Raw genomic sequence first — 22,174 nt, forward strand, 5'->3', positions numbered from 1 at the left:
CTACAATAAAATCAGCTAAATATTGTTGGTTTTTTTATTTTTCTCAACTTTTTATGCTGTCCGTTAAGGTATGCTATTGTGAATAGATGTCATAAATTCTATCAACTTTCTTCAATCATCTTTAGGGCATGATAAACTTTCTCATGAGTAATTGGCTTCATATTGAAGTAGGGGATACCCAGTTGATATGCCTGTACCCCAAAGTCCAGATCTGAGAACCATATCAGCCTTCCGAGTGAAACTTTCAGTCCTGTGATGATATCAAGTCCAGCCACGCCAGCCTTTGCTACAATGACGGGATTGGCTGGCTTTTCTTTGAGCAGACAGGTGAGTTCCTGCCAGTTGGTACAGCAGCGTATCAGCACTTGAACATTCCTGCCTTTACAGTAGTCAATGACAGACTTTTCAATCACAAGAGTCTCTACAATGTCATGGTCACAAATAATTAATTCCATACATACTCGCTCCTTTCTGTGCGTGGTCTTTCCTACTCTTACCATATCAAAAATAAGGAACATTTCAATAGGTTGGCTGCAAATTGCAGATTTTGGCATAAATTTGCATGGAATTGATTCACTTTTTATATAAAATAGGGTTGACAAATTCTTTTTACTCGTTCACTTCCTGTTAAGGGAATATTAAAAATCATAGATGTAGCAGTTGATTATAAGACATTCAAAAGAGGTTATGGGTTCTTGTATGCATGTAATTAAAGATAAATTTTGACATTAGACAGTCAAAAAACTATACCATTAATGCATACTGGAGTTATATGAAAGATGTGATAGTTAAGTCTGAATTTTCTATTAGATTACTTAATGATGGTTCTTTCTTAGATGTTTATGCAATGCCAAAAGATAATACACCATTTGATATGCGTGATATTATTAAAAAAAGAAACAGTAAAAAAGATTGAAATTCAATTTCAATCTTTTCTAAACTTCATTTTTCTTAATATTATCAAAACGTTTTGTTGTGACTATAATAACCAAAGCAATTACAACAATTATAGCACTAATTAAGAAGATTTTATATGATCCAAAATATTGATAAATACTTCCAAAAATGTAACCATAGATAGCTTTAGCAATACTCATTGCAGCATTTAACAATGTAATTGCAGTGCCAAATACAGCAGGATTTACAACCTCTCTGATATAGGCTAAACTTGCTACTGTTGAACATGCAACACCTAAACAGTGAACAATGCTTATTAAAACAAAGACATATGAATTAGGAATAAAAGCATAAACGAATAAACGTATAGCCATTAAGGCTGTTGCAATAGTAAAAAATTTTTTATAACCAAGTCTTTTTATAATCTGTGAGGCAACCATAAGAAATAAGAATTCAGGTAAAACTTGGACAAATGTTAACCAACTGATTAAAGAATTATCTCCTTTAAGAGTAGAAATCAAGTGGTTACCAGCATAAGCACCAGAACTGTCTACAACAATTTGTGTAATCATAATTAAAACTAAGATAAAAATAAAGTTTTTATTTGTGAGCAGTTCTTTAAAGTTACCTTTTTGAGGTTTCTCTTTCTCTTCTTCTTTTGGATCTGCTTTTGGAAAGGTAAAGCAGATGAATAAGGCAATACCCAATAAGAGTATATAAGATGTAAATAGAGGTCCATCTAATCCATACATATCAGCTAGAAAACCAACTGCCATACTTCCTAACATGTATCCTAAAGAGCCCATTCCTCTTATAGAACCATAGTTACCACCAATTTTAGCAGTATAATTCATCGTGATAGTGTCAGCCATAGGTGTAGAACCCAATCTTGCAACTTCCAACATAAGTGCAAAGACAATGACACCAATATAAACTGTTTGTTTAGAGTAAAAATATAAGACAACAATGCTTGCTGCTAGTGAAATCATCAACATTAAATTATATTTCCTTGTTTTATCACCAATGATTCCCCATAAAGGAATAACACAAACTCCAAGTATTAATGAAATAGCAGTAATGAGACCAATTTGTGACCCATTTAATCCAATGCTTTGTTCTAAATAAACATTAATATAAGGAGTAAAACAACCAACTGCCCCAATCAATAAAAAATAGAAGACTTGAAACTTCAATATATTTTTATCCTTCATATAAAAAATCCTCCCGTAATCTTTATTATACATAAAATATATTTCAACAGACTCAATCTTTCATAAATAGAAAATAATAGATTTCATTCTTCTATGTCAAATCATAAAAATACACTGTATAATGTATTTGAGAGGAGTGGCTTTATGAAATTTAAATCTTCCATTAAGAGAGTAGATATTCAAGCATCTTTCATTTGTGTTATTTTAGTTATTTGTTCGAGTTTATCTATCTTCTATATTAATTATCAAATTACATATAATAATATTATAGAAACTTTACATACTAGAACAGATGCTATTTATAATGTAGTAGATTCATTATTATATTCTGAATTGTTTGATCAAATCAATTCTGAGGATGATTTCAATAGTGACATCTATAAAGAATATCAAAATAGATTATTACAAATGCGAGAAGTAGCCAATGTTCGTTATCTTTATACTGCTAAGAAAAATGCTGATGGAGAATATATTTATTTAATTGATGGACTACCACTGGATTCAGAGGATTTTAGAAAACCAGGAGAACTGATTGAATCAGATATCATTGATGATATTGCTAGAGTTTATCAAGGTGAAATTGTCTTACCTAATGATATTTTAGATACATCTTGGGGAAAAATATTTTTAGCATATTACCCTATTCATGGAGGACCTGGTCATACGGAGGAAATTGTTGGTGTTGTTGGTATAGAAATAGATGCTGAAACACAATATAATACATATCATGATCTTCTTAATGTTACACCTGTTATTATTATTACTGTATGTATCTTGGCGTTTCTCATATTTAGATGGTGTTTTAGATACATTTCCAATCCAAGACGAAAGGACTTGTATAATGTTGATGGATTGACTGGGCTTAAGAATAGAGCTTCTTTAGAATATGATTATATGAATTTCTATATCAAAGATAAAGTTTTAAGTATTATCATGATAGACTTAGATAGATTAAAAAAAGTAAATGATAATTATGGGCACAGTTATGGTGATGAATATATTCGCTTGGCTACTGAGGCTATCAAGAAGGCAGTTGGCAAATTGGGGATCAGCTATCGGCTTGGTGGTGATGAATTTGTTGTTATTATGAATTGTGTAAATAGGCAAAAAGTAGAGACTATGGTTGAATGTATTTATAATGAGTTTCATAAACGTACTATTGATTTTCTAGAAAATCCAGATTTATCAATTGGTTTTGCTATTTATGATGAGAGTAAAGATAGTGATTTTTATGACGTATTGAAACGTGCTGATGAAATCATGTATAAACATAAAAAAGAGAAATATATGAGAGAAGATGATTAATCTCTCCTTTTTTTATAATTAAATGTAAAATGAACTTTACATTTAATGTAAAGTGTACTATACTATTTATAAGGAGTGATAGTGTGAAAACCAAAATAAAAGAGTTAAGAAAAATAAATAAAGTCTCGCAAGATGAATTGGCTTTAGCAGTAGGTGTAACAAGACAAACAATTATATCACTAGAAAAAGAAAAATATATAGCATCTTTAGTTTTGGCTTATAAGATAGCAAAATATTTTCATTTAAGTATAGAAGAAGTATTCGATTTTTCAGATATGGAGGGAATGATTTAATGGAAGATTTTAAAAGAGTTATTCAAAGAAGAAATTTTATATTAAAATGTCTAATACTTTTGGCAGTTATATTAGATATTGTTTTAAATATTATTCCTATTGATCCTCAATTAGATATAGCTACTAGTTTTCAAATAGGACTTCTTATTGGATTGTCATTGTTAGGATGTATAGGTGTTTATAAGTATTCACGCATACTTAAAGATGATAATGAATTAAAGAAACTTGAAATTTCTGAACATGATGAAAGAAAAAAGATGATTAAGCAAAAGACAAGTCAATCTACACTTATAACAGTTGTTATCACTTTATTAATGGTAACTTGTGTTATAATTTATTTCAATCAATTGATTGCTTTTACATTGTTATGTGTTATTTATAGTATTCTTCTTATTACAATTGCTTTCAAAATTTATTATTCTAAAAAATACTGAGGAGGAATAAATATGTGTAAAAGAGGGTGTAAACCAAATTATTATATTTCTATTGGGATGCTGTTGAGTACAGCAACATATTTTCTTTATGATGCACATTGGATAACGCATGAAATAAGATTTATAAGTTTGGTTATATCAGTTATATTGATGATGTATGGTTTGTTTAAAACAAAAAGTCAATCAAAGAATTAAGGATAATTAGAAATAATTATCTTTTTTGTTTCATATTTAGAAAAAATAACACTGAAAAATGACTTATAATATAAATATATATGATATAATAAGAGAAAGCAAAGGGGGAGTTATTGTGAATTTTGTTTATATATCACCAAGTTTTCCAAAAAATTTCTTTCATTTTTGTGATCGTTTAAAGAAAAAGGGTGTGACAGTTTTAGCTATTGGAGATACCCCATATGGAGATTTAACAGAAGATTTAAGAAATGCTATAGATGATTATTATCAAGTTTATTCTATGGAAGACTATCAAGCAATGGTAAAAGCTATGGGTTATTTTGTATTTCATTATGGCCATATCGATTGGTTAGAATCTAATAATGAGTATTGGTTAGAACAAGATGCAAGATTAAGAACTGATTTTAATATAACAACTGGAATTCATACAAATCATATTGATGATATAAAATGCAAATCAAAGATGAAAGCATTTTATCAGAAAGCAGGAGTCAAAACAGCTAGATATCATTTGGTTAGTGATTTACAGGATGGTTTAAAATTTATTAAAGAGGTTGGATATCCTGTAGTTGTCAAACCGGATAATGGAGTAGGAGCAGCTAAGACATACAAAATAACTAATCAACAGGAGTTGGAATTGTTTTATCAGGAAGAACATATCACACAATATATTATGGAGGAGTATGTTAATGGATTAATTATTTCTTATGATGGTATTGCAAATTTAAATAAGGATATTCTTTTTGAAACATCTCATGTTTTTCCAAATCCAATTATGGATGTTGTGAATAATGCAAGTAGTATGTATTACTATTCTTTAAGAGATATTCCATATGATTTAAAGATGGCTGGTCAGGCATGTGTGAAAGCATTTTATACAGCTGGAAGATGTTTTCATATGGAGTTCTTTAGATTATTAGAAGATAAGCAAGGATTAGGCAAAAAAGGTGATCTCATTGGATTGGAAGTTAATTTAAGAACGCCAGGAGGATATACACCAGATATGATGAATTTTGCAAATAATATTGATGTTTATGATATCTATGCTGACATGGTTACGAAAGGCTTTAGTGAATATAATCATGAAAGACCATATTATTGTGTATATTGTGGAAGGCGAGATCTGTTGAGTTATACTCACAGTCATAATCAAATTATGAATAAATATCAATTTGATTTGGTTACAGCTGAAAGAATGCCAGATATTTTAAGTGGTGCGATGGGGAATTTTACATATACAGCAAGGTTTGCAACGATGGATGAAGTCAATGCTTTTGTTGAATATGTTCTAGAGTAGGAGGAATCAATATGAAAAAAGAATGGTTTAAAGAATATAGTGAATGTTTAAATAGAGATATGGAGTTTATGGTTTATGGTCATGCTGGACAACCCATGCTAGTTTTTCCGTCGCAAGATGGACGTTATTTTGATTTTGAAAATAATGGAATGATTGCAACAATAGAACATTTAATTGATCAAGGAAGAATTCAATTATTCTGTTGTGATAGCATTGATCAAGAGTCATGGTCAGCTAAAGGAGCAGATAATCGCCATAGAACTTATATACATGAGCAATGGTTTTATTATATCGTTAATGAATTGGTACCTAGAATTTTTGAAATCAATTATTATGGAAATGGTGAAAGTTATGCAAGAGGTATTTATACAACTGGATGTTCAATGGGAGCTTCACATGCTTTGAATTTTATGTTAAGAAAACCTGATATATTTATTGGAACAATTGCATTAAGTGGATATTATGATAGTGATTTATTCTTTGATAATTATCATGATGAAATTCTCTATCGTAATTCTCCAATCCAATATCTTCATGGCATGAATTATGATCATCCTTATGTAGAAATGTATCGTCACAGTCATATTGTTTTATGTACTGGTCAGGGAGCCTGGGAAGATGATATGATAAGAAGTACGGCAAGAATGAAAGAGTTATTTGAATATAAAGATATTCCAGCATGGGTAGATTTTTGGGGTTATGATGTGGATCATGATTGGCCATGGTGGAGAATCCAATTTCCATACTTTGTAGAAAGGGTGGTGTAGTATGAATCTTATTTTTATATCACCACATTTCCCTCTTTATTTTTATAATTTTTGTGATCGATTAAAAGCACGAGGTGTGAATGTCTTAGGGATTGGTGATGCAAGTTATGAGAGTTTGCCATTTTATACTAAGATTGCCTTGACTGAATACTATAAAGTTAATAGTTTAGAGGATTATGAAGAGGTTTATCGTGCTTGTGCATATTTTACTTGGCATTATGGAAAACTTGACTGGATTGAATCTCAAAATGAATATTGGCTTGAATTAGAAGCAACTTTACGTAATGATTTTAATGTCACAACTGGAACAAAAATTCAAAATATGGTACCAATGAAATATAAATCAAAAATGAAAGATGTTTATAGGCAGGTTGGAATTCCAACAGCCAGATTTAGAATGGTAGATGATTATCAAGCTACAAAAGCTTTTGCCAATAAAGTTGGCTATCCAGTTATTGTTAAACCTGATAATGGGGTGGGAGCGAGTTCTACTTATAAACTTAAAAGTGATGATGAATTAGATTATTTCTTTGCGACAAAACAACCATATATATCATTTATTATTGAAGAAATGGTGCCTGGTCATGTTGAAACATTTGATGGTATTACTGATAAAGATAAAAATATTTTGATAGCAACAAGTCATGTGATGCTTAATTCTATTATGGATAATGTCAATGAAGCAAGTGATACAGCTTTTTATTCACAACCCATAGAAGGATTAGATTTATATGAAGTAGGAAAAAAGGCAGTTGAAGCATTTGATACAAGAAGTCGTTTTTTCCATTTTGAATTTTTTAGACTAGATGAAGATCGTGATGGTCTTGGTAAAAAAGGAGACATAGTTGGGTTAGAAGTCAATATGCGTGCTCCAGGAGCATATATGCCTGATATGATGAACTTTGCGTATAATGTTGATGTTTATACAATTTGGGCTGATATGGTCAAATACAACCAATGTTTTTATGATATAAAGAGAGAATATTGGGTTGCATATACTGGTCGTAGAGAAGGTTTTGGTTATGCACACAACTATGATCAAATTCGTGAAATCTATGGTCAAAATATTGCTTTAGAAACTGATGTTCCTGAAGTATTGGCAGCAGCTATGGGAAACTATGTATTTATTGTAAAATCTCGAACACAAGAAGAACTATTTAAAATGATTCGTTATATTTTAAAACGTGAGGATGGAACTGAGTGGATGTAGAATCTCATATTTAACTGTATTTAAACTTTTCATAAACAATATGTTATTGATATGAAAAATACAAGATAGTAAAAAGGAAGATAGAAACTATTAAAAATAAATAGTATCTACTTCCTTTTTATAAAATGTTGTTTTAAATTAAATATGGTAAAAATAAATTGGCAAGGCTTAGAAAAATGAAGAATCCTAAGACATCAGTTGCAGTTGTTAAAAAAATAGACGAAGCCAATGCTGGGTCAGCATGTAAAGCTTTTAATGCAACAGGTATAACAAATCCAAAAAAACCAGAAACTACAAGATTTCCAATCATAGCAATACAAATAATAATACCTAAATAAAAATTACCATATAAAACATAAACAATAACACCTGTCACTGCACCTGTCACTAATCCATTAATTATACCAAGAAATATCTCCTTTATAAAAGCTGGAAAGCAATCTTTAAAATGAACTTCTCCTAAAGCAATACTTCGAATCATAATAGAAAGTGTCTGACTTCCAGCATTTCCACCCATTCCAGTTACAATCGTCATTGTTGCTGATAAAGCAACAATTTGTTCAATAGTACTTTCAAACATTTTAACTGTAAAAGATGCTAAAAACGCAGTAACAAGATTCACAATCAACCAAGGTAAACGCATCTTGATAGATTCTAATAAAGTTGAATCCAAAGATTCTTCTTTATTAACCCCATGCATTTGTAACATATCTTCAGTATGCTCTTCTTGAATAACATCAATGATATCATCAACAGTAATAATTCCAAGCAATCCATTATTTTTATTAACAACAGGAATCGTTGTTAAGTCATATTTAGAAACGAGTAAAGAAACATCTTCCTGATCTGTTTCAGGAGCAACAGAAATAACTTGATCATCCATAATAGAGCCTAATGTTACATTATCATTAGCAACCAATATATCTCTTAAATCAGCTGTTCCAATTAATTGCTTTTTATCATTGAGAACAAATATAGTCTCAATAACTTCTGTCTTTGGACCAATCTCCTTAATCTTCTTCAATGCATTAATCATTGTAAGATTTTGAGAGAGAGCAATATATTCAGTAGTCATTAAACCACCAGCACTATCTTCTTCATAGCCTAGTAATTGTTCAATAACTTTTTTATCTCCAGCTTTCATTAAATTAATAAGTTGTTTTCTTTTTCCCATAGGGAGTTCCCCTAAGATATCAACAATTGTATCCTTTGGAATAAGATTAAATAAATCTAATATACGTTTATTATTTAAGCAATCAATAATATCAACTTGTAAATCTTCATCTGATTCTTCAAGAATCTCAGCTAATTTTTCATCATCAATATGATTACATAGATATTCTAATTGATTGTCTTCAAGATCTTCAATCTCTTTTGCTAAGTCAATGGTTTGAACATGTTCATAGATATCATCAATCTGTTGAGTATCATGCTTAACCAATGCTTGTAATAATTTTTCTAATTGAATCTGTGTTTTGTTTTCCATATTTGACCTCCATTCTTTATGTTGGTCTCATCATTGTGAGATCATAACTACTCGGTTTCGGTTTGCCTTCATCCATAATCCCACATCCTTTCTTTTTCTATTCAAAGTATGATGAAAATGTAGTGTAAAGTCAAGTAAAAATCTGTTAGATTTTGTATAAGTTTAAGATAATTTTGAGAATAAAAATATCTATCTCTATGAAGTGTTACCATTGATTATCATAATATAATATATGTGATATAAATTTTGTCGTGTATATCAAATAAGTCATCCATATAGAAAGAAAATGTAAAACTGTTTCAGTTTTTGAAAAAATAACTAACTTTTAAGGTAGAATATTATAATGGGAGTAAATATAAGGGATGTGTTTATTTTAGTATAAGAAGTCAGTGAATACATTTTCTTTTGAAAGGAGAAAGACATGGTAGAATTTAAATTTGATACACAATTATTGATTGAAGGACAGAATCTAAATGAAGATCAGATTAATGATTATATAACTAATCATTTTAAAGGAGATTGCTTATTAGCAGTTGGTGATGAGGAATTAATTAAAATTCATTATCATACTAATGAACCTTGGCTAATTCTGGAATATGCAGCAACACTTGGAGAGATCTATGATGTTGTCGTGGAAAATATGGAAAGACAGGCTAATGGTTTAAAAGGTTAGGGGGAATAAGTTGTGGATATTCAAGTTATATTAATGCAGATGATTCAGTTATTTTTGGTTATAGCGTTAGGATATTTTTTATTTAAAATGAAATTATTTGATGTTGATTTGAATAAGAAGTTAACATCAATATTATTAACAGTGACAACACCGGCTATGATTGTGTCATCTGTTTTATCTACAACTGTTACTCAAGGGTTAAGTGATATATTTTTTGTTTTTATATTAGGCTTTGCTATTTATTTCATTATGCCTATTTTGGGCTTTTTCATTGTTAAAGTTTTAAGAATTCCTTTGCCACAACAGGGACTCTATATCTTTATGACAGTTTTTTCAAATATTGGTTTTATGGGATTTCCAGTTATGAAAGCGATATTTGGTTATGAAGCAGTGTTTTTTACAGCTATCTTCAATATGATTTTTAATTTATTTATTTTTACAGTAGGCGTTGTGATTATGAATTATGGGACAGGCCATAAAGTGAAATTGAATCCTAAGAACTTATTGTCTCCTGGTGTTATAGCTTCACTGGTTGCCTTATTCATTTATTTTACAGGCATAAAGTTACCTGATGTTTTATCTTCAACAATTACAATGATTGGAGATATTACAACCCCAATGGCAATGCTATTAATTGGGTCAACACTTGCTACAATTCCAATTAAGGAAGTGTTTACTGAATTTAAGATATATCCTTATACAATGATTAAACAAATTATTGTTCCAGTTATTGCTTATCCTCTTTTAAAATTGGTTGTTGGAGATCCACTTATTTTGGGAATTGCTTTAATTATGATATCTATGCCAGTTGCTAATAGTGCAGTTTTGTTTGCTACAGAATATGATGGAGATATTTCTCTTGCTGCTAAAACAGTTTTTATGACGACTTTATTGTCAGTTGTGACTATACCATTGATAGTTGCTTTATTTCTTGTGTGATAAGTCAATGCTGTTTTTCATTGAAAGGAATGTTTGAAGTTATTATTTCATAGATAAAAACAAGTTATCAAAACTCAAAACTTGTTTTCGTTGACAATTTATTGAAAATATGGATATAATAATTGAGGATAATTCATTTTATGCCCAGAAATGAGGCGTTTTTTTATGCAAAAAAATTATGATGTTATCATTGTTGGTGCTGGACCAGCAGGAATTATGACAAGTTATGAATTGTATTTAAAGAATCCAGAATTAAAAGTTCTTTTGATTGATAAAGGTCATGATGTTATGTATCGCCATTGTCCAATCAAAGATAAGAAAATCAAGAGCTGTCCACAAATCAAAGAACATGAGCCTGGGTGTTTACCAGCATGTTCAATTACTTCAGGATTTGGTGGAGCGGGGGCTTATTCTGATGGAAAATTTAATATTACAAGTGAATTTGGTGGTTGGCTGACTGACTATTTAGATAATCAGGAAGTTGAAAATGTTATTCATTATGTTGATGAATTGTATTTAAAACATGGGGCAACTCATGACATTACTGATCCAACAACTGATAAAATTAAGGATATTGAAAGAAGAGGTTATGCAGTAGGATTAAAGCTTCTTCGTGCAAAAGTCAGACATCTTGGAACAGAAGAGAATTTAAGAATTATGACTGAAATGTCAAATGAATTAAAAGAACATATAGATACAGCTTATAAAACTGCTGTGAAGGATATTATTGTAGAAAATAATCGTGCCAAAGGTATTGTTTTAGAAAATGGTGAAGAAATTACTGCATCTTATATTGTATTAGCACCAGGTAGAGATGGTTCAACATGGTTATCAAAAGTTTTGAAAAACCAAGGGCTGGAGTTATATAATAACCAAGTTGATATTGGTGTTCGTGTAGAAACAAATAATATTGTTATGGATGAAATTAATAAAAACTTATATGAAGGTAAATTTGTTTATAATGCATCAGTTGGTACAAAAGTGCGTACTTTCTGTTCAAATCCAAGTGGACATGTTGTTGTTGAAAATCATTCAGGAACAATGTTAGCAAACGGACATGCTTATCATGATCCTAAATTGGGAAGTCCTAATACAAATTTTGCATTGTTGGTTTCCCATGTATTCAGTGAACCATTTAATGAACCCAATGAATTTGCACATGAAGTAGCAAGATTAGCAAATATGCTATCTCATGGAAGTATTATTGTGCAAAGATATGGTGATATTAAAAGAGGGAGACGTACGACTGAGAAACGTTTAAAAGAAGGATACACAGTACCAACACTTCCAGAAGCTGTGCCTGGTGATTTAGGACTCGTTTTACCATATAATACTATGAAATCAATTATTGAAATGATTGAAGCTTTAGATCATGTTACACCTGGAATTGCAAATGAACATACACTGCTTTATGGTGTTGAAGCTAAATTTTATTCAGCAAGACCAAAAGTAAGGGAAGGCTTTGAAAGTGAAATTGATGGCTTGTATGTTGGTGGAGATGGTGCAGGTTTAACAAGAGGGCTTGCACAAGCTGGTGCGAATGGAATATTGATTGCCAGAGATATTATGAAAAGAATAAAATAGATAAGAAGAAACATATTTGTTTTTGCTCTTCTTCTTAACATAATTGATATAGAAATAGTGTTTACAATTCAATATTATTCTTGGTTAATTTGTATATAATGCTAAAAAACATGTTATAAGTTTCATAACATGTTTTTTTATTACCCTCATCTCTTATCATAGTATGTCGATGTTTGTATAATGGCATTGTGATATTAATTGAATACAAGAGTCTCAAAAGCAATGATTGTTTCACCAAAAAATGTATTTGCTTGATTTAAATCATGAGAAAATGAATCATAATTTCCTATAATTAATGGTAATGTCGAATATTTAAAAATAGAAGAATCCTGATTGCCTAGGAAACTGATAATTGGAACATGATTTGAAGCAGCAGTTTCAACAATCTCATTGAGACGTGGTGTTTTTCCTGAATAAGAAATAACAATTAGAATTGTATCATCATTAAACCATTGACTGAACATTTCCATATGGACAACACATAAGGCTTGATAACCAAGTAAAGTTAAACGTTGTTGCATGTATTCAGCAATAGGTGCAGAGAAACCTAATCCAAAGACAATAATTCGTTTAGATTTGTCATGAATTATGTAAGAGAATTGTTCGTGGTATTCATTATATTTCGATTGTAAGTCGATAGCATTATCCTTGGTAGATGTCAGGTGATAAATCATATCGCTATATCCGTCAAATCCAAATTTATCACATAACTTATAAATAGTGGATGTACTTGTATAGTTATCTTTTGCCATTTGACGTATACCAATTGACTTCAATTCCTTCATATGTTCTTGGATATATATGATAATTTGTTTTTCAAGATCATTTAATTCATATTTCTCTGATAAATGGACAATATTCATAAAGACACCTCCTGATATTATTATGTCATAGAAAAAAGAAAGGAGCAAGACGAATGGCTAAAACTATGTATGACCCATGGTCAAAAATTACAACAAGAAATGGATATGCTGGAGATGAAGTGATTTCAGCATTACAAAAATCAATAAGAAGAGGTTTAGAAGAACAAGCATGTATGTTTGCATATGAGATGTATATTTCATCACCTCAATTAGAGGAAAAGTTATGGAGGAGACTTCTAACAATATCAGTTGAAGATATTGGTATGGGAAATCCTATGGCTGCAATTATGGTGAATAATCTTTATCAGATGAGTAAACAATTTGATTATGCTGATGGTGATAAGCCAATGTATTTTATTCATGCAATCCGTTATTTATGTTCATCAGAAAAGGATCGCTCTAGTGACTTATTAAAGAATATCTGTATTAAGTCTTTTGCAATGGGTAAGTTTCCAGAAATTCCTGATTATGCATTAGATAAACACACACAAAGAGGACAGGCAATGGGAAGAGATTCATTTCACTTCTTAAATGAAGCTAGTAAAGTATATCCTCAAAAAGAGGTTGATAATGACTATAAAGAGAGATATGCAAAAATCTTAGAAGAATATGATCCAGAGAATGTTGTAGATTCTGCATTCAAATTCAATGGATGGCAATTTTAAATAAGGGAGAGCAAAAATGATTAGTTGTTTAGAAAGAATGTTAGCACCGTTAGCAAACAAACTCGGTAATCAAAGACATTTACAAGCAATTTCTAACGGAATGATGATGTCACTAGCATTAATTGTTGTGGGATCTATCTTTTTAATTATCGCCAATCCACCAATTAATTTAGATATTGTTGATTTGAATACAAGCAATATCTTTATGAAAATGATGATTGGATGGAAACAATGGGCAGTTGCAAACTATAATACAATTACAATTCCATATACGATGACAATGGGACTCATTGGATTAGTTACTGCTTTTGGAGTCAGTTATTCTTTAGCTGAAAGTTATAAAATGAAATCAGCAATTAATGGTATTATTGCAATGTGTGTATTCTTAATGATTAGTGCACCAGTGACTGATGGGCAATTGTCAATGACATATTTAGGTGCTGATGGATTATTTGTTGCCTTAATTGTTGGTTTGTTATCGGTTGAAATCTGTCGTATTGTAGGTCATAAAATTGTTTTCACTTTTCCTGAAAGTGTGCCTACTGCTGTAACAAACTTCGTCAATTCATTATTACCATTAGCAGCAAATATTATTATATTATATGGATTAAATTTAATTTTAATAGCAATAACTTCAAAAGCTTTGCCAGAATTAATCATGAGTTTATTGACTCCAGCAATTTCAAGCGTTGATAATATTTGGGCTTATATGGCAATCTTTGCGTTTTCTAATATTTTGTGGTTATTTGGTATTAATGGATCATCTATTATTTTTCCAATTGTCTTTGTATTGGGATTAACAAATTCAGGGATTAATGCTGAACTCGTTAATGCTGGTAAAGGTCCAACTCAAATTATGAACTTACAGATGTATCGTTATGCTGTCCTTGGTGGTGGAGGAAATACATTAGGACTTGTTTTATTAATGTGTTTCTCAAGAGTAAAGCATTTAAAATCAATTGGACGTTTAAGTGTTGTTCCAGGTATTTGTGGTATTAATGAACCTGTTATTTTTGGAGGACCTATTGTCTTAAATCCAATTTTAGCAATTCCATTTGTAGTGATGCCATGTATTTCTATTGGATTAGGCTTTATAGTACAAAAAGTTGGATTGGTTAGTATGGGATATATCATTGACCCATCATTTACTCCATTCTTTGCGCAAGGTTTCCTATCAGCACTTGATTTTAGAAATATTATATTTATGTTTATTTTATTAGCAATCAGTGTTGCAGTATACTATCCGTTCTTTAAAGTATATGAAAGATCATTAATAGAAAAAGAAGGAATTGAAGGATAATGAGAAAACCAGAAAATCAGTTTGATTTCTGGTTTTTTTATCATAACGAAAAATATTATGATGAGGATTTTGATAGTGGCTTAAATCATTGAACTGGTAATAAGTCCAATTAAAAATGATATAACATTGGCAGTCATTGTGTATACTTGTATTTTTCTATGAGAAGGTTTAGGAAGTCCACATTTTTTAATACATTGTATATAAATAACCATCTCAATACCAATAACAAGTAATTCTATCCATAAATAATGAAAGATCAATAAAATAGTGCTTTGTTGAAGTGGAAGAAGATTAAATAAGGCATTTAATAGCAATTGTGTAAAAATATTCGTAACAATAATCAGTCCCCGTTGTTTAGGATTCTTGATATGAAACATATTAGCAACCATAAGTTCGATAATAATAGTGAGTAAGATTCTGATAAATAAAGAAGTTTGTATCCATCCAAATGCTATATTCTGTTCAACTTTTATTTGTCTATCCCATTCTTGAGAAGTCACATTAAGTTGTTGGGACTGACTATCTATTGTCACTTTATAATAACTATCAAAAGCATATCTTTTATAGGTTTTACTAGATATAAATTGATGAGAATCTGGAAAGAATAACAGTATTTTAAATTCTTCTGGTGGATGATATCCCCAGGTTACTCTTTGATTATTAGTGCATTCATCAAAAAACTGGAGAAAATAATAACCATCATTATCTTTATAATTCACAAAGGATTGCCAAATGTTTTCATCCATATTTTCCATAAGACGCTTAGAATCTTCTGTGTTTTTATATACAGACCAAGGACCAGATGAATCCTCTTTTGATAGAAGGGTAACATAACACTTTTCATTGTTTAAACCATAAAAGTTAAGAACAACACTTGGCTTTGGACCCATATCTGCATAGACATTTGTGGGAAGAAGAATGAAAATGAGGATACAAATAATAGCAGTTATTTTACGCATAATAGCATTCTCCTATCTTTTATTTTTGTTGAATATCGATTATATAATAGGCTTGATTATTGTTAATAGTATCTTGATTAAGGAGATCATTATAAGCATACAGTGTATTTTCATATATACCAAGAGACTTAAACTCCTGTTTTGTAATCTTTGAATCTACTCCATATTTGTCCCTAGTTGCATCATAAAAAATAGTGACTTTATTATTTTGATATTGTACATCTAGCAAAATCGGATCACCTTCAATCGTATATTGTACAATAATAAGAGAAGCCTTTTCTTGATTTTCAATATGATTAAGAAATTGTGTTAACAGTTCTTGATGATAGTCATCTTGATGGACTCTTATATAGAATGGATATGTTTTCATATCTTCTAAGGAGATTTCTGAAGGTAATGAGTAAAGTTCAGAATTTGTGTTTGTCTGATTTTGTTTTGAAGGTTGTGTTGATGGGTTTGCAGTGTTTGGCTTTTTTGGCATAAACAAGATAAAACATATAAATGCAATACATATACAGCAACTTAATGTTATCATTTTATAACGGTCATTTATTCTTTTTGGTTTTGGATGAGAAGATAAGATGTCTTGAAGCACTTCTTTTTTTGATTGATTGTCCATTTGTATGTGTTGGTAAGCTTTTTGAATAGGATTCATAATGTTAAATCACCTAACTTTCTTTTTAATATTTTTTTAGCTCTTGCTAATTGATTACGAATTGTAGAAGATGGTTTGTGCAAGATTTCTGCAATTTCCTCACTATTATACCCTTCATAGTAATACATATAGATAACTGTTTTATAACGAGCTGGTAATTTAAGAATGGCTTCCAATGTTTGATCAATTTGAAAAGTTTCCAATTTTACAATATGATTTTCATCAAAAGAGATATGTCTTCGCCATCTTTGTTTAAGCATATCTTTACAAACGTGTGTACAGGTGACAATGAACCACGCTTTTTCATGTTCAATAGAATGAAACACAATATCATTATTCATATATTTTATAAAGGTCATTGATACAGCGTCTTCACTATCGGCTATATTTTTCAAATATGAATAAGAAATTCTGAATACCATATCTATATGTCTTTGATAGACGGCAATAATTTCCTCATCACTATGGATTCTTGGTTGATGCATAATATCCCTCCTTCATTTATAACACGATTCAAATCAATAGAATGTCTCATTTTTTTTATTTTACCATATTATTTTAAGGTATTAAAAAGTTCTGCATGACTGAGCAGAACTTTTAAAGATGTGGATTAATATGAATCATACAATGTTTGATATCTGGAAATTCCTTTTCCAAGGCATCATGAACTTTATGAGCAATAAGATGGGCTTCTTTTAAGGATAAATCTTCTTGAACACCAATTTCTAAATCTACATAGTATTTTTCACCAAACATTCTGGTTTTTAATGAGTCTATACACTCAACATTTTGTTGTTGTAAGATAAAAAGTCTTAATTGATGGGTGATTTCATTTGAACAGCTATGATCTATCATTTTGGTAGTCGCATCATAAAAGATAGTGACTCCAGGCTTTAAAATAAAAACACAAATAACTATACCTGCCAAAGGATCTAAAAATGTATATCCTAGCATTGCTCCTGCAATTCCTACCAAACTTCCAATAGATGATAACGCGTCACTGCGATGATGATAAGCATCTGCCATAAGTGCTGATGAATGAATTTTTTTGGCATGAAATCGAGTATACCAATACATCATTTCCTTTGTGAGAATAGAAACTACTGAGGCAATAAGCGCAATCATAGAAGGAATCATAATCGTTTGAGTATCAAATAATGATAATAAGCTGTTATAGCCAATTTGTAATCCTGTGAAGACTAATAATACTGATAATATCATAGCAGCAATGCATTCCATTCGTTCATGCCCATATGGGTGCTCATTATCTTCCTTCATACTTGAAAAATGGACACCAATCATGACTATGACAGTACTTATAACATCACTCATAGAATGAATAGAATCACTTAACATTGCATGCGAATGACCATAAATACCAGCTAAGAATTTAAAAATGGAGAGGATTAAATTTTCAATCATTGTTAAAACAGAAACATGATAAACTGTTTCTTTATATATATTTTCGATAAAATCACTTCCTTTTCATATTTTATGAAAATAAATCTATTTTGTGATTAGATGTGGGCAATTGATTTATAATTTTTGTTATTAACAAAATACTTTAAAATAAATAATAATAGAAATTGATAATAAAGTAATTATATAACATATATGTAGTTCATTTCTTTTTTCTTGTTTAAGTTTACATGAAGCTAAAATTCAATTATAATAAAAACAATTATAGGGGGGATTTTTATGATTATAGATGGGAAAGCAATTTCTTTAAAAAGAAAAGATGAATTAAAAAAGAAAATTGATTTATTAAGAAGTGAAGGAAAAAGAATTCCTAAATTAACTGTTGTTTTGGTGGGGGATAACCAAGCAAGTCAAACATATGTAAGAAACAAAGAAAAGGCATGTGCATATGTAGGCATGTTATCAGAAATTATACGTTTAGATGATACAATAAATGAACAAGAACTTATCCAAGTTATAACTGGTTTAAATCAAGATCAGTCAGTTGATGGAATACTTGTTCAATTACCATTGCCTTCACATATACATGAAGAGAGAATTTTAGATTTAATTGATCCTAGTAAAGATGTTGATGGCTTTCATCCATCAAATGTTGCAAAACTTTTATTAGGTCAAAAAGGCCTTGTTCCTTGTACACCACAAGGGATGATGGTTTTATTAGATGAAATTGGCTTTGATCTAACTGGAAAAGAAGTTGTTGTAGTAGGAAGAAGTAATATAGTTGGGAAACCTGTTGCATTATTATGTCTACAAAAAAATGCCACTGTAACAATTGCCCATTCTCGGACTCAAAACTTAAAAAATGTATGTCAAAGAGCAGATGTTCTGATTGCGGCTATTGGACAGACAAAATTCTTTAATAAGGATTATATAAAAAAAGGTGCAGTGGTATTAGATGTTGGAATGAATCGTGATGAGAATAAAAAACTATGTGGTGATGTTGATTTTAAAGATGTTGAAGATATTGCATCATATATAACTCCAGTTCCTGGTGGAGTAGGGCCAATGACTATTGCAATGTTATTAGAAAATACTTTATTAGCTTATAATCAAAGAGAGGGATAGAACATGGAATATAATTTAAATGATATTGTTGAAATGAAAAAACAGCATCCATGTAAAAAATCTAATCAATGGCAGATTATTAGAATGGGTGCAGATATTAAAATTAAATGTTTGGGTTGTGGAGCCATAATTATGTTTTCTAGAAGGGATTTTGAAAAGCGTTTAAAAAAGGTCATTCCGCATGCTGATTAGACTGATTGAGGAAAAAGATAATCAAGAGGTTGAGCAATTGATTCGCACCTGTCTTCTTGAATTCAATGCTAATAAACCTGGTTGCGCTTGGGAAGATCCAAATCTTGGACAATTCTTTCAGGTTTATCAACCTATGAATATGCAGTATCTTGTTGTTGAGAATGAAGGTCACATTGTTGGGGGTTGTGGAATTGGACCTGTTGAGGGAAAAGATGATGTTTGTGAACTTCAGAAAATGTATTGTCTTTTGGAAACAAGAGGAACTGGAATCGCACAACAGCTTTTAGATTTATCTTTAGATTTTGCTAAAAAGCATTATTCAAAATGTTATCTAGAAACATTTGAAAACATGGTAGCTGCTAATAAGTTTTATATAAAAAATGGCTTCCAATTATTAGATAAGCCAATTGTAGATGGACCACACTTTGCATGTGATAAGTGGTATATAAAAGATTTATAGTTAACTGTGAGAAATCACAGTTTTTTAATAAAAAAACTTAAAGATGTGTCTAATGATTTTGAGGTAATGGAGATGCATAAGTTTTTGAGGAGAAAATATGCATACGAAATGTATTTGACTTTTATCCTCTCTTTTATTTATGAAATGATGTGTGACTGTGCCTAAGATAACTATATATCTTTATCTATATTTCATAAACCTTATAGTCAACTCTATCATCATACTATCAATTGATAGTTTTTACTTCGTAAAATGAGATAAATTAGGTATCTTGACAAATAAAGACAAGAAGTTTATGATATATTCGTTAGGTACCTAAAGGGAGAAGTTATGTATGAATAAAGAGAAGATGGAAACTGGCAAAATTTTGCCACTATTAGTAGAACTTTCAGTTCCAGCTATGATTGGAATGATTGTTAATGCAATATATAATATTGTTGATAGAATGTTTATTGGAAATGCACCACATCTAGGTTCGATTGGATTGGCAGGAATTACGATATCATATCCAGTAACACTTGTATTAATGGCGTTAAGTTTAATGGCAGGAGTTGGTGGTGCAACTCGATTTTCAATTGCTTTGGGTGCAAAGCAAGATGAAGATGCAAAATTTTATCAAGGTAATTCCTTAATGATTACTGTTATTTTTGGATTGGTGTTTATGATTTTTGGGAACTTATTTATGGATCCTATACTTACAGTCTTGGGCGCAAGTGAAAGTGTTTTACCGCATGCAAGGGCATATTTAAGTATTATTTTGTATGGAGCAGTTTTTCAATGTGTTGCAATGTGTGGCAATAACTTTTCAAGAGCACAGGGCAATGCAAGAAATGCAATGGTTTCACAATTATTAGGTGCAGGATTTAATATTGTTTTTGATTATATATTCATTGTTCAATTTCATATGGGAATGGAAGGTGCAGCACTTGCAACAATTGGTGGGCAATTTTTAAGTATGGTATGGCAACTTGCTTTCTTATTTGGAAAGAGAGGGCTTATTCAATGTAAATTAGTTCATATGAAGTTGAAAAAACGTTTTACATATATGATTTTGAAAACAGGATTACCAGCATTTTTAATGCAGATGTCAGCCAGCGTTTTAAATATTGTTATTAATGGAACATTAGGGACATATGGTGGAGACACTGCTATATCTACAGTGGGTATTATTACCAGTGTACAGACACTTATGTTAATGCCATTGACAGGAATGGTACAAGGACAACAACCTATTATTAGTTATAATTATGGAGCTAAGCGATATGATCGTGTCAAAGAGACATTGAAATATACAGTCATTGGCTCAACAATAATAGCATTTATTGGTTTTTTAATTATTGAAATATTCCCTGCGATGATAATCTCTATGTTTAATCAAGAAGCAGAAATTATTAATTTAGGAAGTATATCATTGAGAATATGGTTTATCTGTTTACCACTTATTGGTTGTCAAACAATGTGTGCAAACTTTTTCCAAGCCATTGGAATGGTTAAACAATCAAGTTTTTTAAATTTATTAAGACAATGCTTGTTGTTAATACCGCTAATACTTATATTGGCCATGATATTTAAATTATATGGTGTTTTTATAGCGGTACCAATTGCAGATTTAATAGCATTTCTTATAACTATGTATCTTATAAGAAGAGAAATGAAGACATTTGTTGTAGAAGAGGTGTCATAGTGGAAGAAGAAGGAAGATTTGCTCAAGAAAATCAATGCTCTAAGCAAAACAGTGATTTGCAACAGGTATGTCAATTCAATGATTTGACAAGTCAATTGATAAAGTGTGGACAAATTCTTATGCATAAGACAGGTAAGAAAAGAGGACAAGAAAATATTTTAGAAATATTATTTCAATATGAATCCATGTCCCAAAAGCAGTTACAAGAAGTTTTAGGAATTGAAGCAGGATCGTTGAGTGAAATATTATCGAAACTGGAACAAAGACAATTCATTGAAAGATATAAAGATATAAATGATAAAAGAAAATCAATTATACATTTAACATCATTAGGAAAAGAAAAGATTAAACATAAAAAATCAAATGATGAAGATATGTTTGATATGTTAACATCTATTGAACAACAGCAGTTAAATGATATGTTAAATAAAGTTTTAAAAGAATGGTATAGAAGACATATGAAATATCATAAAACAAAATAATACGAAAATATGTAGGCTACTTTCCATAAAAAGTAGCCTACAATCTTTTATAATATAGCAGATTCAGATGTTATCTAGT

The 22,174-nt window shown here is 30.3% G+C and carries 26 protein-coding genes; 18 read left to right on the plus strand and 8 right to left on the minus strand.

What is annotated here, in order from left to right:
* Positions 1 to 101: 101 nt before the first annotated feature.
* Entirely contained in the window at positions 102 to 455 is a 354-nt protein-coding gene (locus GQF29_RS09190; RefSeq protein WP_008790704.1) for a hypothetical protein, read from the minus strand.
* A gap of 317 nt (positions 456 to 772) precedes the next feature.
* Between GQF29_RS09190 and GQF29_RS09195 the strand changes: the two genes are divergently transcribed.
* Positions 773 to 916 carry a hypothetical protein gene (locus GQF29_RS09195; protein ID WP_017143982.1) on the plus strand — a complete coding sequence of 48 codons (144 nt, stop codon included), beginning with the start codon at positions 773 to 775 and terminating at the stop codon, positions 914 to 916.
* Positions 917 to 935: 19 nt separating this feature from the next.
* Here the strand turns inward: GQF29_RS09195 and GQF29_RS09200 are convergent, their stop codons facing one another.
* Complete coding sequence (locus GQF29_RS09200; protein WP_017143981.1) at positions 936 to 2,108, minus strand: MFS transporter; 1,173 nt, start codon at positions 2,106 to 2,108, stop codon at positions 936 to 938.
* A gap of 144 nt (positions 2,109 to 2,252) precedes the next feature.
* Between GQF29_RS09200 and GQF29_RS09205 the strand changes: the two genes are divergently transcribed.
* The 7 genes from GQF29_RS09205 to GQF29_RS09235 all read left to right on the plus strand — a co-directional run bounded on the left by GQF29_RS09205 (position 2,253) and on the right by GQF29_RS09235 (position 7,609).
* Positions 2,253 to 3,413, plus strand: coding sequence for a GGDEF domain-containing protein (locus GQF29_RS09205; protein ID WP_008790702.1), 1,161 nt, complete (start codon positions 2,253 to 2,255; stop codon positions 3,411 to 3,413).
* Between the two features lie 83 nt (positions 3,414 to 3,496).
* On the plus strand, positions 3,497 to 3,706 hold the full coding sequence (locus GQF29_RS09210; protein ID WP_008790701.1) for a helix-turn-helix transcriptional regulator: 210 nt from the start codon (positions 3,497 to 3,499) through the stop codon (positions 3,704 to 3,706).
* Positions 3,706 to 4,140 carry a DUF2178 domain-containing protein gene (locus tag GQF29_RS09215; RefSeq protein WP_008790700.1) on the plus strand — a complete coding sequence of 145 codons (435 nt, stop codon included), beginning with the start codon at positions 3,706 to 3,708 and terminating at the stop codon, positions 4,138 to 4,140. The genes GQF29_RS09210 and GQF29_RS09215 overlap by 1 nt, the downstream gene beginning before the upstream one ends.
* Before the next feature lie 12 nt (positions 4,141 to 4,152).
* Positions 4,153 to 4,335, plus strand: a complete 183-nt coding sequence (locus GQF29_RS09220; protein WP_017143980.1) for a hypothetical protein — start codon at positions 4,153 to 4,155, stop codon at positions 4,333 to 4,335.
* Between the two features lie 115 nt (positions 4,336 to 4,450).
* Positions 4,451 to 5,632, plus strand: a complete 1,182-nt coding sequence (locus GQF29_RS09225; RefSeq protein ID WP_008790699.1) for an ATP-grasp domain-containing protein — start codon at positions 4,451 to 4,453, stop codon at positions 5,630 to 5,632.
* Positions 5,633 to 5,643: 11 nt separating this feature from the next.
* Positions 5,644 to 6,399: an esterase family protein gene (locus tag GQF29_RS09230; protein WP_008790698.1), complete on the plus strand. Its 756-nt coding sequence runs from the start codon at positions 5,644 to 5,646 to the stop codon at positions 6,397 to 6,399.
* 1 nt (position 6,400) lies between these two features.
* Positions 6,401 to 7,609: an ATP-grasp domain-containing protein gene (locus tag GQF29_RS09235; RefSeq protein ID WP_008790697.1), complete on the plus strand. Its 1,209-nt coding sequence runs from the start codon at positions 6,401 to 6,403 to the stop codon at positions 7,607 to 7,609.
* A 133-nt stretch (positions 7,610 to 7,742) separates the two neighbouring features.
* Here the strand turns inward: GQF29_RS09235 and mgtE are convergent, their stop codons facing one another.
* On the minus strand, positions 7,743 to 9,095 hold the full coding sequence (gene mgtE / locus GQF29_RS09240; RefSeq protein ID WP_008790696.1) for a magnesium transporter: 1,353 nt from the start codon (positions 9,093 to 9,095) through the stop codon (positions 7,743 to 7,745).
* A 421-nt stretch (positions 9,096 to 9,516) separates the two neighbouring features.
* Here mgtE and GQF29_RS09245 point away from each other — a divergent pair, with 421 nt between their 5' ends.
* The 3 genes from GQF29_RS09245 to GQF29_RS09255 all read left to right on the plus strand — a co-directional run bounded on the left by GQF29_RS09245 (position 9,517) and on the right by GQF29_RS09255 (position 12,291).
* The gene (locus tag GQF29_RS09245) at positions 9,517 to 9,768 is read left to right on the plus strand and encodes a hypothetical protein (RefSeq protein WP_008790695.1); all 252 of its coding nucleotides are present in this window, start codon (positions 9,517 to 9,519) and stop codon (positions 9,766 to 9,768) included.
* A gap of 12 nt (positions 9,769 to 9,780) precedes the next feature.
* On the plus strand, positions 9,781 to 10,707 hold the full coding sequence (locus GQF29_RS09250; protein WP_160340798.1) for an AEC family transporter: 927 nt from the start codon (positions 9,781 to 9,783) through the stop codon (positions 10,705 to 10,707).
* A gap of 165 nt (positions 10,708 to 10,872) precedes the next feature.
* Positions 10,873 to 12,291: an NAD(P)/FAD-dependent oxidoreductase gene (locus GQF29_RS09255; RefSeq protein ID WP_008790693.1), complete on the plus strand. Its 1,419-nt coding sequence runs from the start codon at positions 10,873 to 10,875 to the stop codon at positions 12,289 to 12,291.
* Between the two features lie 194 nt (positions 12,292 to 12,485).
* Here the strand turns inward: GQF29_RS09255 and GQF29_RS09260 are convergent, their stop codons facing one another.
* Positions 12,486 to 13,154 carry a MurR/RpiR family transcriptional regulator gene (locus GQF29_RS09260; RefSeq protein WP_008790692.1) on the minus strand — a complete coding sequence of 223 codons (669 nt, stop codon included), beginning with the start codon at positions 13,152 to 13,154 and terminating at the stop codon, positions 12,486 to 12,488.
* 53 nt (positions 13,155 to 13,207) lie between these two features.
* On the opposite strand from GQF29_RS09260, the gene GQF29_RS09265 reads away from it, so the two are divergent.
* Together GQF29_RS09265 and GQF29_RS09270 are read left to right on the plus strand one after the other, a co-directional pair.
* On the plus strand, positions 13,208 to 13,819 hold the full coding sequence (locus GQF29_RS09265; RefSeq protein ID WP_008790691.1) for an AAA family ATPase: 612 nt from the start codon (positions 13,208 to 13,210) through the stop codon (positions 13,817 to 13,819).
* A 16-nt stretch (positions 13,820 to 13,835) separates the two neighbouring features.
* Positions 13,836 to 15,119: a PTS sugar transporter subunit IIC gene (locus tag GQF29_RS09270; protein WP_008790690.1), complete on the plus strand. Its 1,284-nt coding sequence runs from the start codon at positions 13,836 to 13,838 to the stop codon at positions 15,117 to 15,119.
* 80 nt (positions 15,120 to 15,199) lie between these two features.
* Here GQF29_RS09270 and GQF29_RS09275 read toward each other — a convergent pair whose 3' ends face one another.
* The 4 genes from GQF29_RS09275 to GQF29_RS09290 all read right to left on the minus strand — a co-directional run bounded on the left by GQF29_RS09275 (position 15,200) and on the right by GQF29_RS09290 (position 18,155).
* On the minus strand, positions 15,200 to 16,078 hold the full coding sequence (locus tag GQF29_RS09275) for a hypothetical protein (RefSeq protein WP_008790689.1): 879 nt from the start codon (positions 16,076 to 16,078) through the stop codon (positions 15,200 to 15,202).
* A gap of 19 nt (positions 16,079 to 16,097) precedes the next feature.
* A complete protein-coding gene (locus tag GQF29_RS09280; protein WP_008790688.1) occupies positions 16,098 to 16,733 on the minus strand; it encodes a DUF4362 domain-containing protein in 636 nt (211 codons plus the stop codon).
* A complete protein-coding gene (locus GQF29_RS09285) occupies positions 16,730 to 17,218 on the minus strand; it encodes an RNA polymerase sigma factor (protein WP_008790687.1) in 489 nt (162 codons plus the stop codon). Before GQF29_RS09285 ends, GQF29_RS09280 begins: the two co-directional genes overlap by 4 nt.
* Before the next feature lie 112 nt (positions 17,219 to 17,330).
* Complete coding sequence (locus tag GQF29_RS09290; RefSeq protein WP_008790686.1) at positions 17,331 to 18,155, minus strand: cation diffusion facilitator family transporter; 825 nt, start codon at positions 18,153 to 18,155, stop codon at positions 17,331 to 17,333.
* A gap of 276 nt (positions 18,156 to 18,431) precedes the next feature.
* On the opposite strand from GQF29_RS09290, the gene folD reads away from it, so the two are divergent.
* The 5 genes from folD (at position 18,432) to GQF29_RS09315 (ending at position 22,095) form a co-directional block, all read left to right on the plus strand.
* Entirely contained in the window at positions 18,432 to 19,277 is an 846-nt protein-coding gene (gene folD, locus GQF29_RS09295; protein ID WP_008790685.1) for a bifunctional methylenetetrahydrofolate dehydrogenase/methenyltetrahydrofolate cyclohydrolase FolD, read from the plus strand.
* A 3-nt stretch (positions 19,278 to 19,280) separates the two neighbouring features.
* On the plus strand, positions 19,281 to 19,469 hold the full coding sequence (locus GQF29_RS09300) for a DUF951 domain-containing protein (RefSeq protein WP_008790684.1): 189 nt from the start codon (positions 19,281 to 19,283) through the stop codon (positions 19,467 to 19,469).
* Complete coding sequence (locus tag GQF29_RS09305; protein WP_008790683.1) at positions 19,459 to 19,929, plus strand: GNAT family N-acetyltransferase; 471 nt, start codon at positions 19,459 to 19,461, stop codon at positions 19,927 to 19,929. Before GQF29_RS09300 ends, GQF29_RS09305 begins: the two co-directional genes overlap by 11 nt.
* 334 nt (positions 19,930 to 20,263) lie before the next feature.
* Positions 20,264 to 21,613: an MATE family efflux transporter gene (locus tag GQF29_RS09310; protein ID WP_008790682.1), complete on the plus strand. Its 1,350-nt coding sequence runs from the start codon at positions 20,264 to 20,266 to the stop codon at positions 21,611 to 21,613.
* Positions 21,613 to 22,095 carry a MarR family winged helix-turn-helix transcriptional regulator gene (locus GQF29_RS09315; RefSeq protein ID WP_008790681.1) on the plus strand — a complete coding sequence of 161 codons (483 nt, stop codon included), beginning with the start codon at positions 21,613 to 21,615 and terminating at the stop codon, positions 22,093 to 22,095. The genes GQF29_RS09310 and GQF29_RS09315 overlap by 1 nt, the downstream gene beginning before the upstream one ends.
* Positions 22,096 to 22,174: the final 79 nt, after the last annotated feature.

It is taken from the genome of Coprobacillus cateniformis, assembly GCF_009767585.1.
In the GTDB taxonomy this organism is placed as follows: Bacteria; Bacillota_I; Bacilli_A; order Erysipelotrichales; family Coprobacillaceae; genus Coprobacillus; species Coprobacillus cateniformis.

Excerpts from the sequence above, each read along its gene's own strand:
- GQF29_RS09190 (WP_008790704.1), bottom strand. The coding sequence starts at position 455 with ATGGAATTAATTATTTGTGACCATGACATTGTAGAGACTCTTGTGATT.
- GQF29_RS09195 (WP_017143982.1), top strand. The coding sequence starts at position 773 with ATGAAAGATGTGATAGTTAAGTCTGAATTTTCTATTAGATTACTTAAT.
- GQF29_RS09200 (WP_017143981.1), bottom strand. The coding sequence starts at position 2,108 with ATGAAGGATAAAAATATATTGAAGTTTCAAGTCTTCTATTTTTTATTG.
- GQF29_RS09205 (WP_008790702.1), top strand. The coding sequence starts at position 2,253 with ATGAAATTTAAATCTTCCATTAAGAGAGTAGATATTCAAGCATCTTTC.
- GQF29_RS09215 (WP_008790700.1), top strand. The coding sequence starts at position 3,706 with ATGGAAGATTTTAAAAGAGTTATTCAAAGAAGAAATTTTATATTAAAA.
- GQF29_RS09220 (WP_017143980.1), top strand. The coding sequence starts at position 4,153 with ATGTGTAAAAGAGGGTGTAAACCAAATTATTATATTTCTATTGGGATG.
- GQF29_RS09230 (WP_008790698.1), top strand. The coding sequence starts at position 5,644 with ATGAAAAAAGAATGGTTTAAAGAATATAGTGAATGTTTAAATAGAGAT.
- GQF29_RS09235 (WP_008790697.1), top strand. The coding sequence starts at position 6,401 with ATGAATCTTATTTTTATATCACCACATTTCCCTCTTTATTTTTATAAT.
- mgtE (WP_008790696.1), bottom strand. The coding sequence starts at position 9,095 with ATGGAAAACAAAACACAGATTCAATTAGAAAAATTATTACAAGCATTG.
- GQF29_RS09245 (WP_008790695.1), top strand. The coding sequence starts at position 9,517 with ATGGTAGAATTTAAATTTGATACACAATTATTGATTGAAGGACAGAAT.
- GQF29_RS09255 (WP_008790693.1), top strand. The coding sequence starts at position 10,873 with ATGCAAAAAAATTATGATGTTATCATTGTTGGTGCTGGACCAGCAGGA.
- GQF29_RS09260 (WP_008790692.1), bottom strand. The coding sequence starts at position 13,154 with ATGAATATTGTCCATTTATCAGAGAAATATGAATTAAATGATCTTGAA.
- GQF29_RS09265 (WP_008790691.1), top strand. The coding sequence starts at position 13,208 with ATGGCTAAAACTATGTATGACCCATGGTCAAAAATTACAACAAGAAAT.
- GQF29_RS09270 (WP_008790690.1), top strand. The coding sequence starts at position 13,836 with ATGATTAGTTGTTTAGAAAGAATGTTAGCACCGTTAGCAAACAAACTC.
- GQF29_RS09275 (WP_008790689.1), bottom strand. The coding sequence starts at position 16,078 with ATGCGTAAAATAACTGCTATTATTTGTATCCTCATTTTCATTCTTCTT.
- GQF29_RS09280 (WP_008790688.1), bottom strand. The coding sequence starts at position 16,733 with ATGAATCCTATTCAAAAAGCTTACCAACACATACAAATGGACAATCAA.
- GQF29_RS09285 (WP_008790687.1), bottom strand. The coding sequence starts at position 17,218 with ATGCATCAACCAAGAATCCATAGTGATGAGGAAATTATTGCCGTCTAT.
- GQF29_RS09290 (WP_008790686.1), bottom strand. The coding sequence starts at position 18,155 with ATGATTGAAAATTTAATCCTCTCCATTTTTAAATTCTTAGCTGGTATT.
- folD (WP_008790685.1), top strand. The coding sequence starts at position 18,432 with ATGATTATAGATGGGAAAGCAATTTCTTTAAAAAGAAAAGATGAATTA.
- GQF29_RS09300 (WP_008790684.1), top strand. The coding sequence starts at position 19,281 with ATGGAATATAATTTAAATGATATTGTTGAAATGAAAAAACAGCATCCA.
- GQF29_RS09305 (WP_008790683.1), top strand. The coding sequence starts at position 19,459 with ATGCTGATTAGACTGATTGAGGAAAAAGATAATCAAGAGGTTGAGCAA.
- GQF29_RS09310 (WP_008790682.1), top strand. The coding sequence starts at position 20,264 with ATGAATAAAGAGAAGATGGAAACTGGCAAAATTTTGCCACTATTAGTA.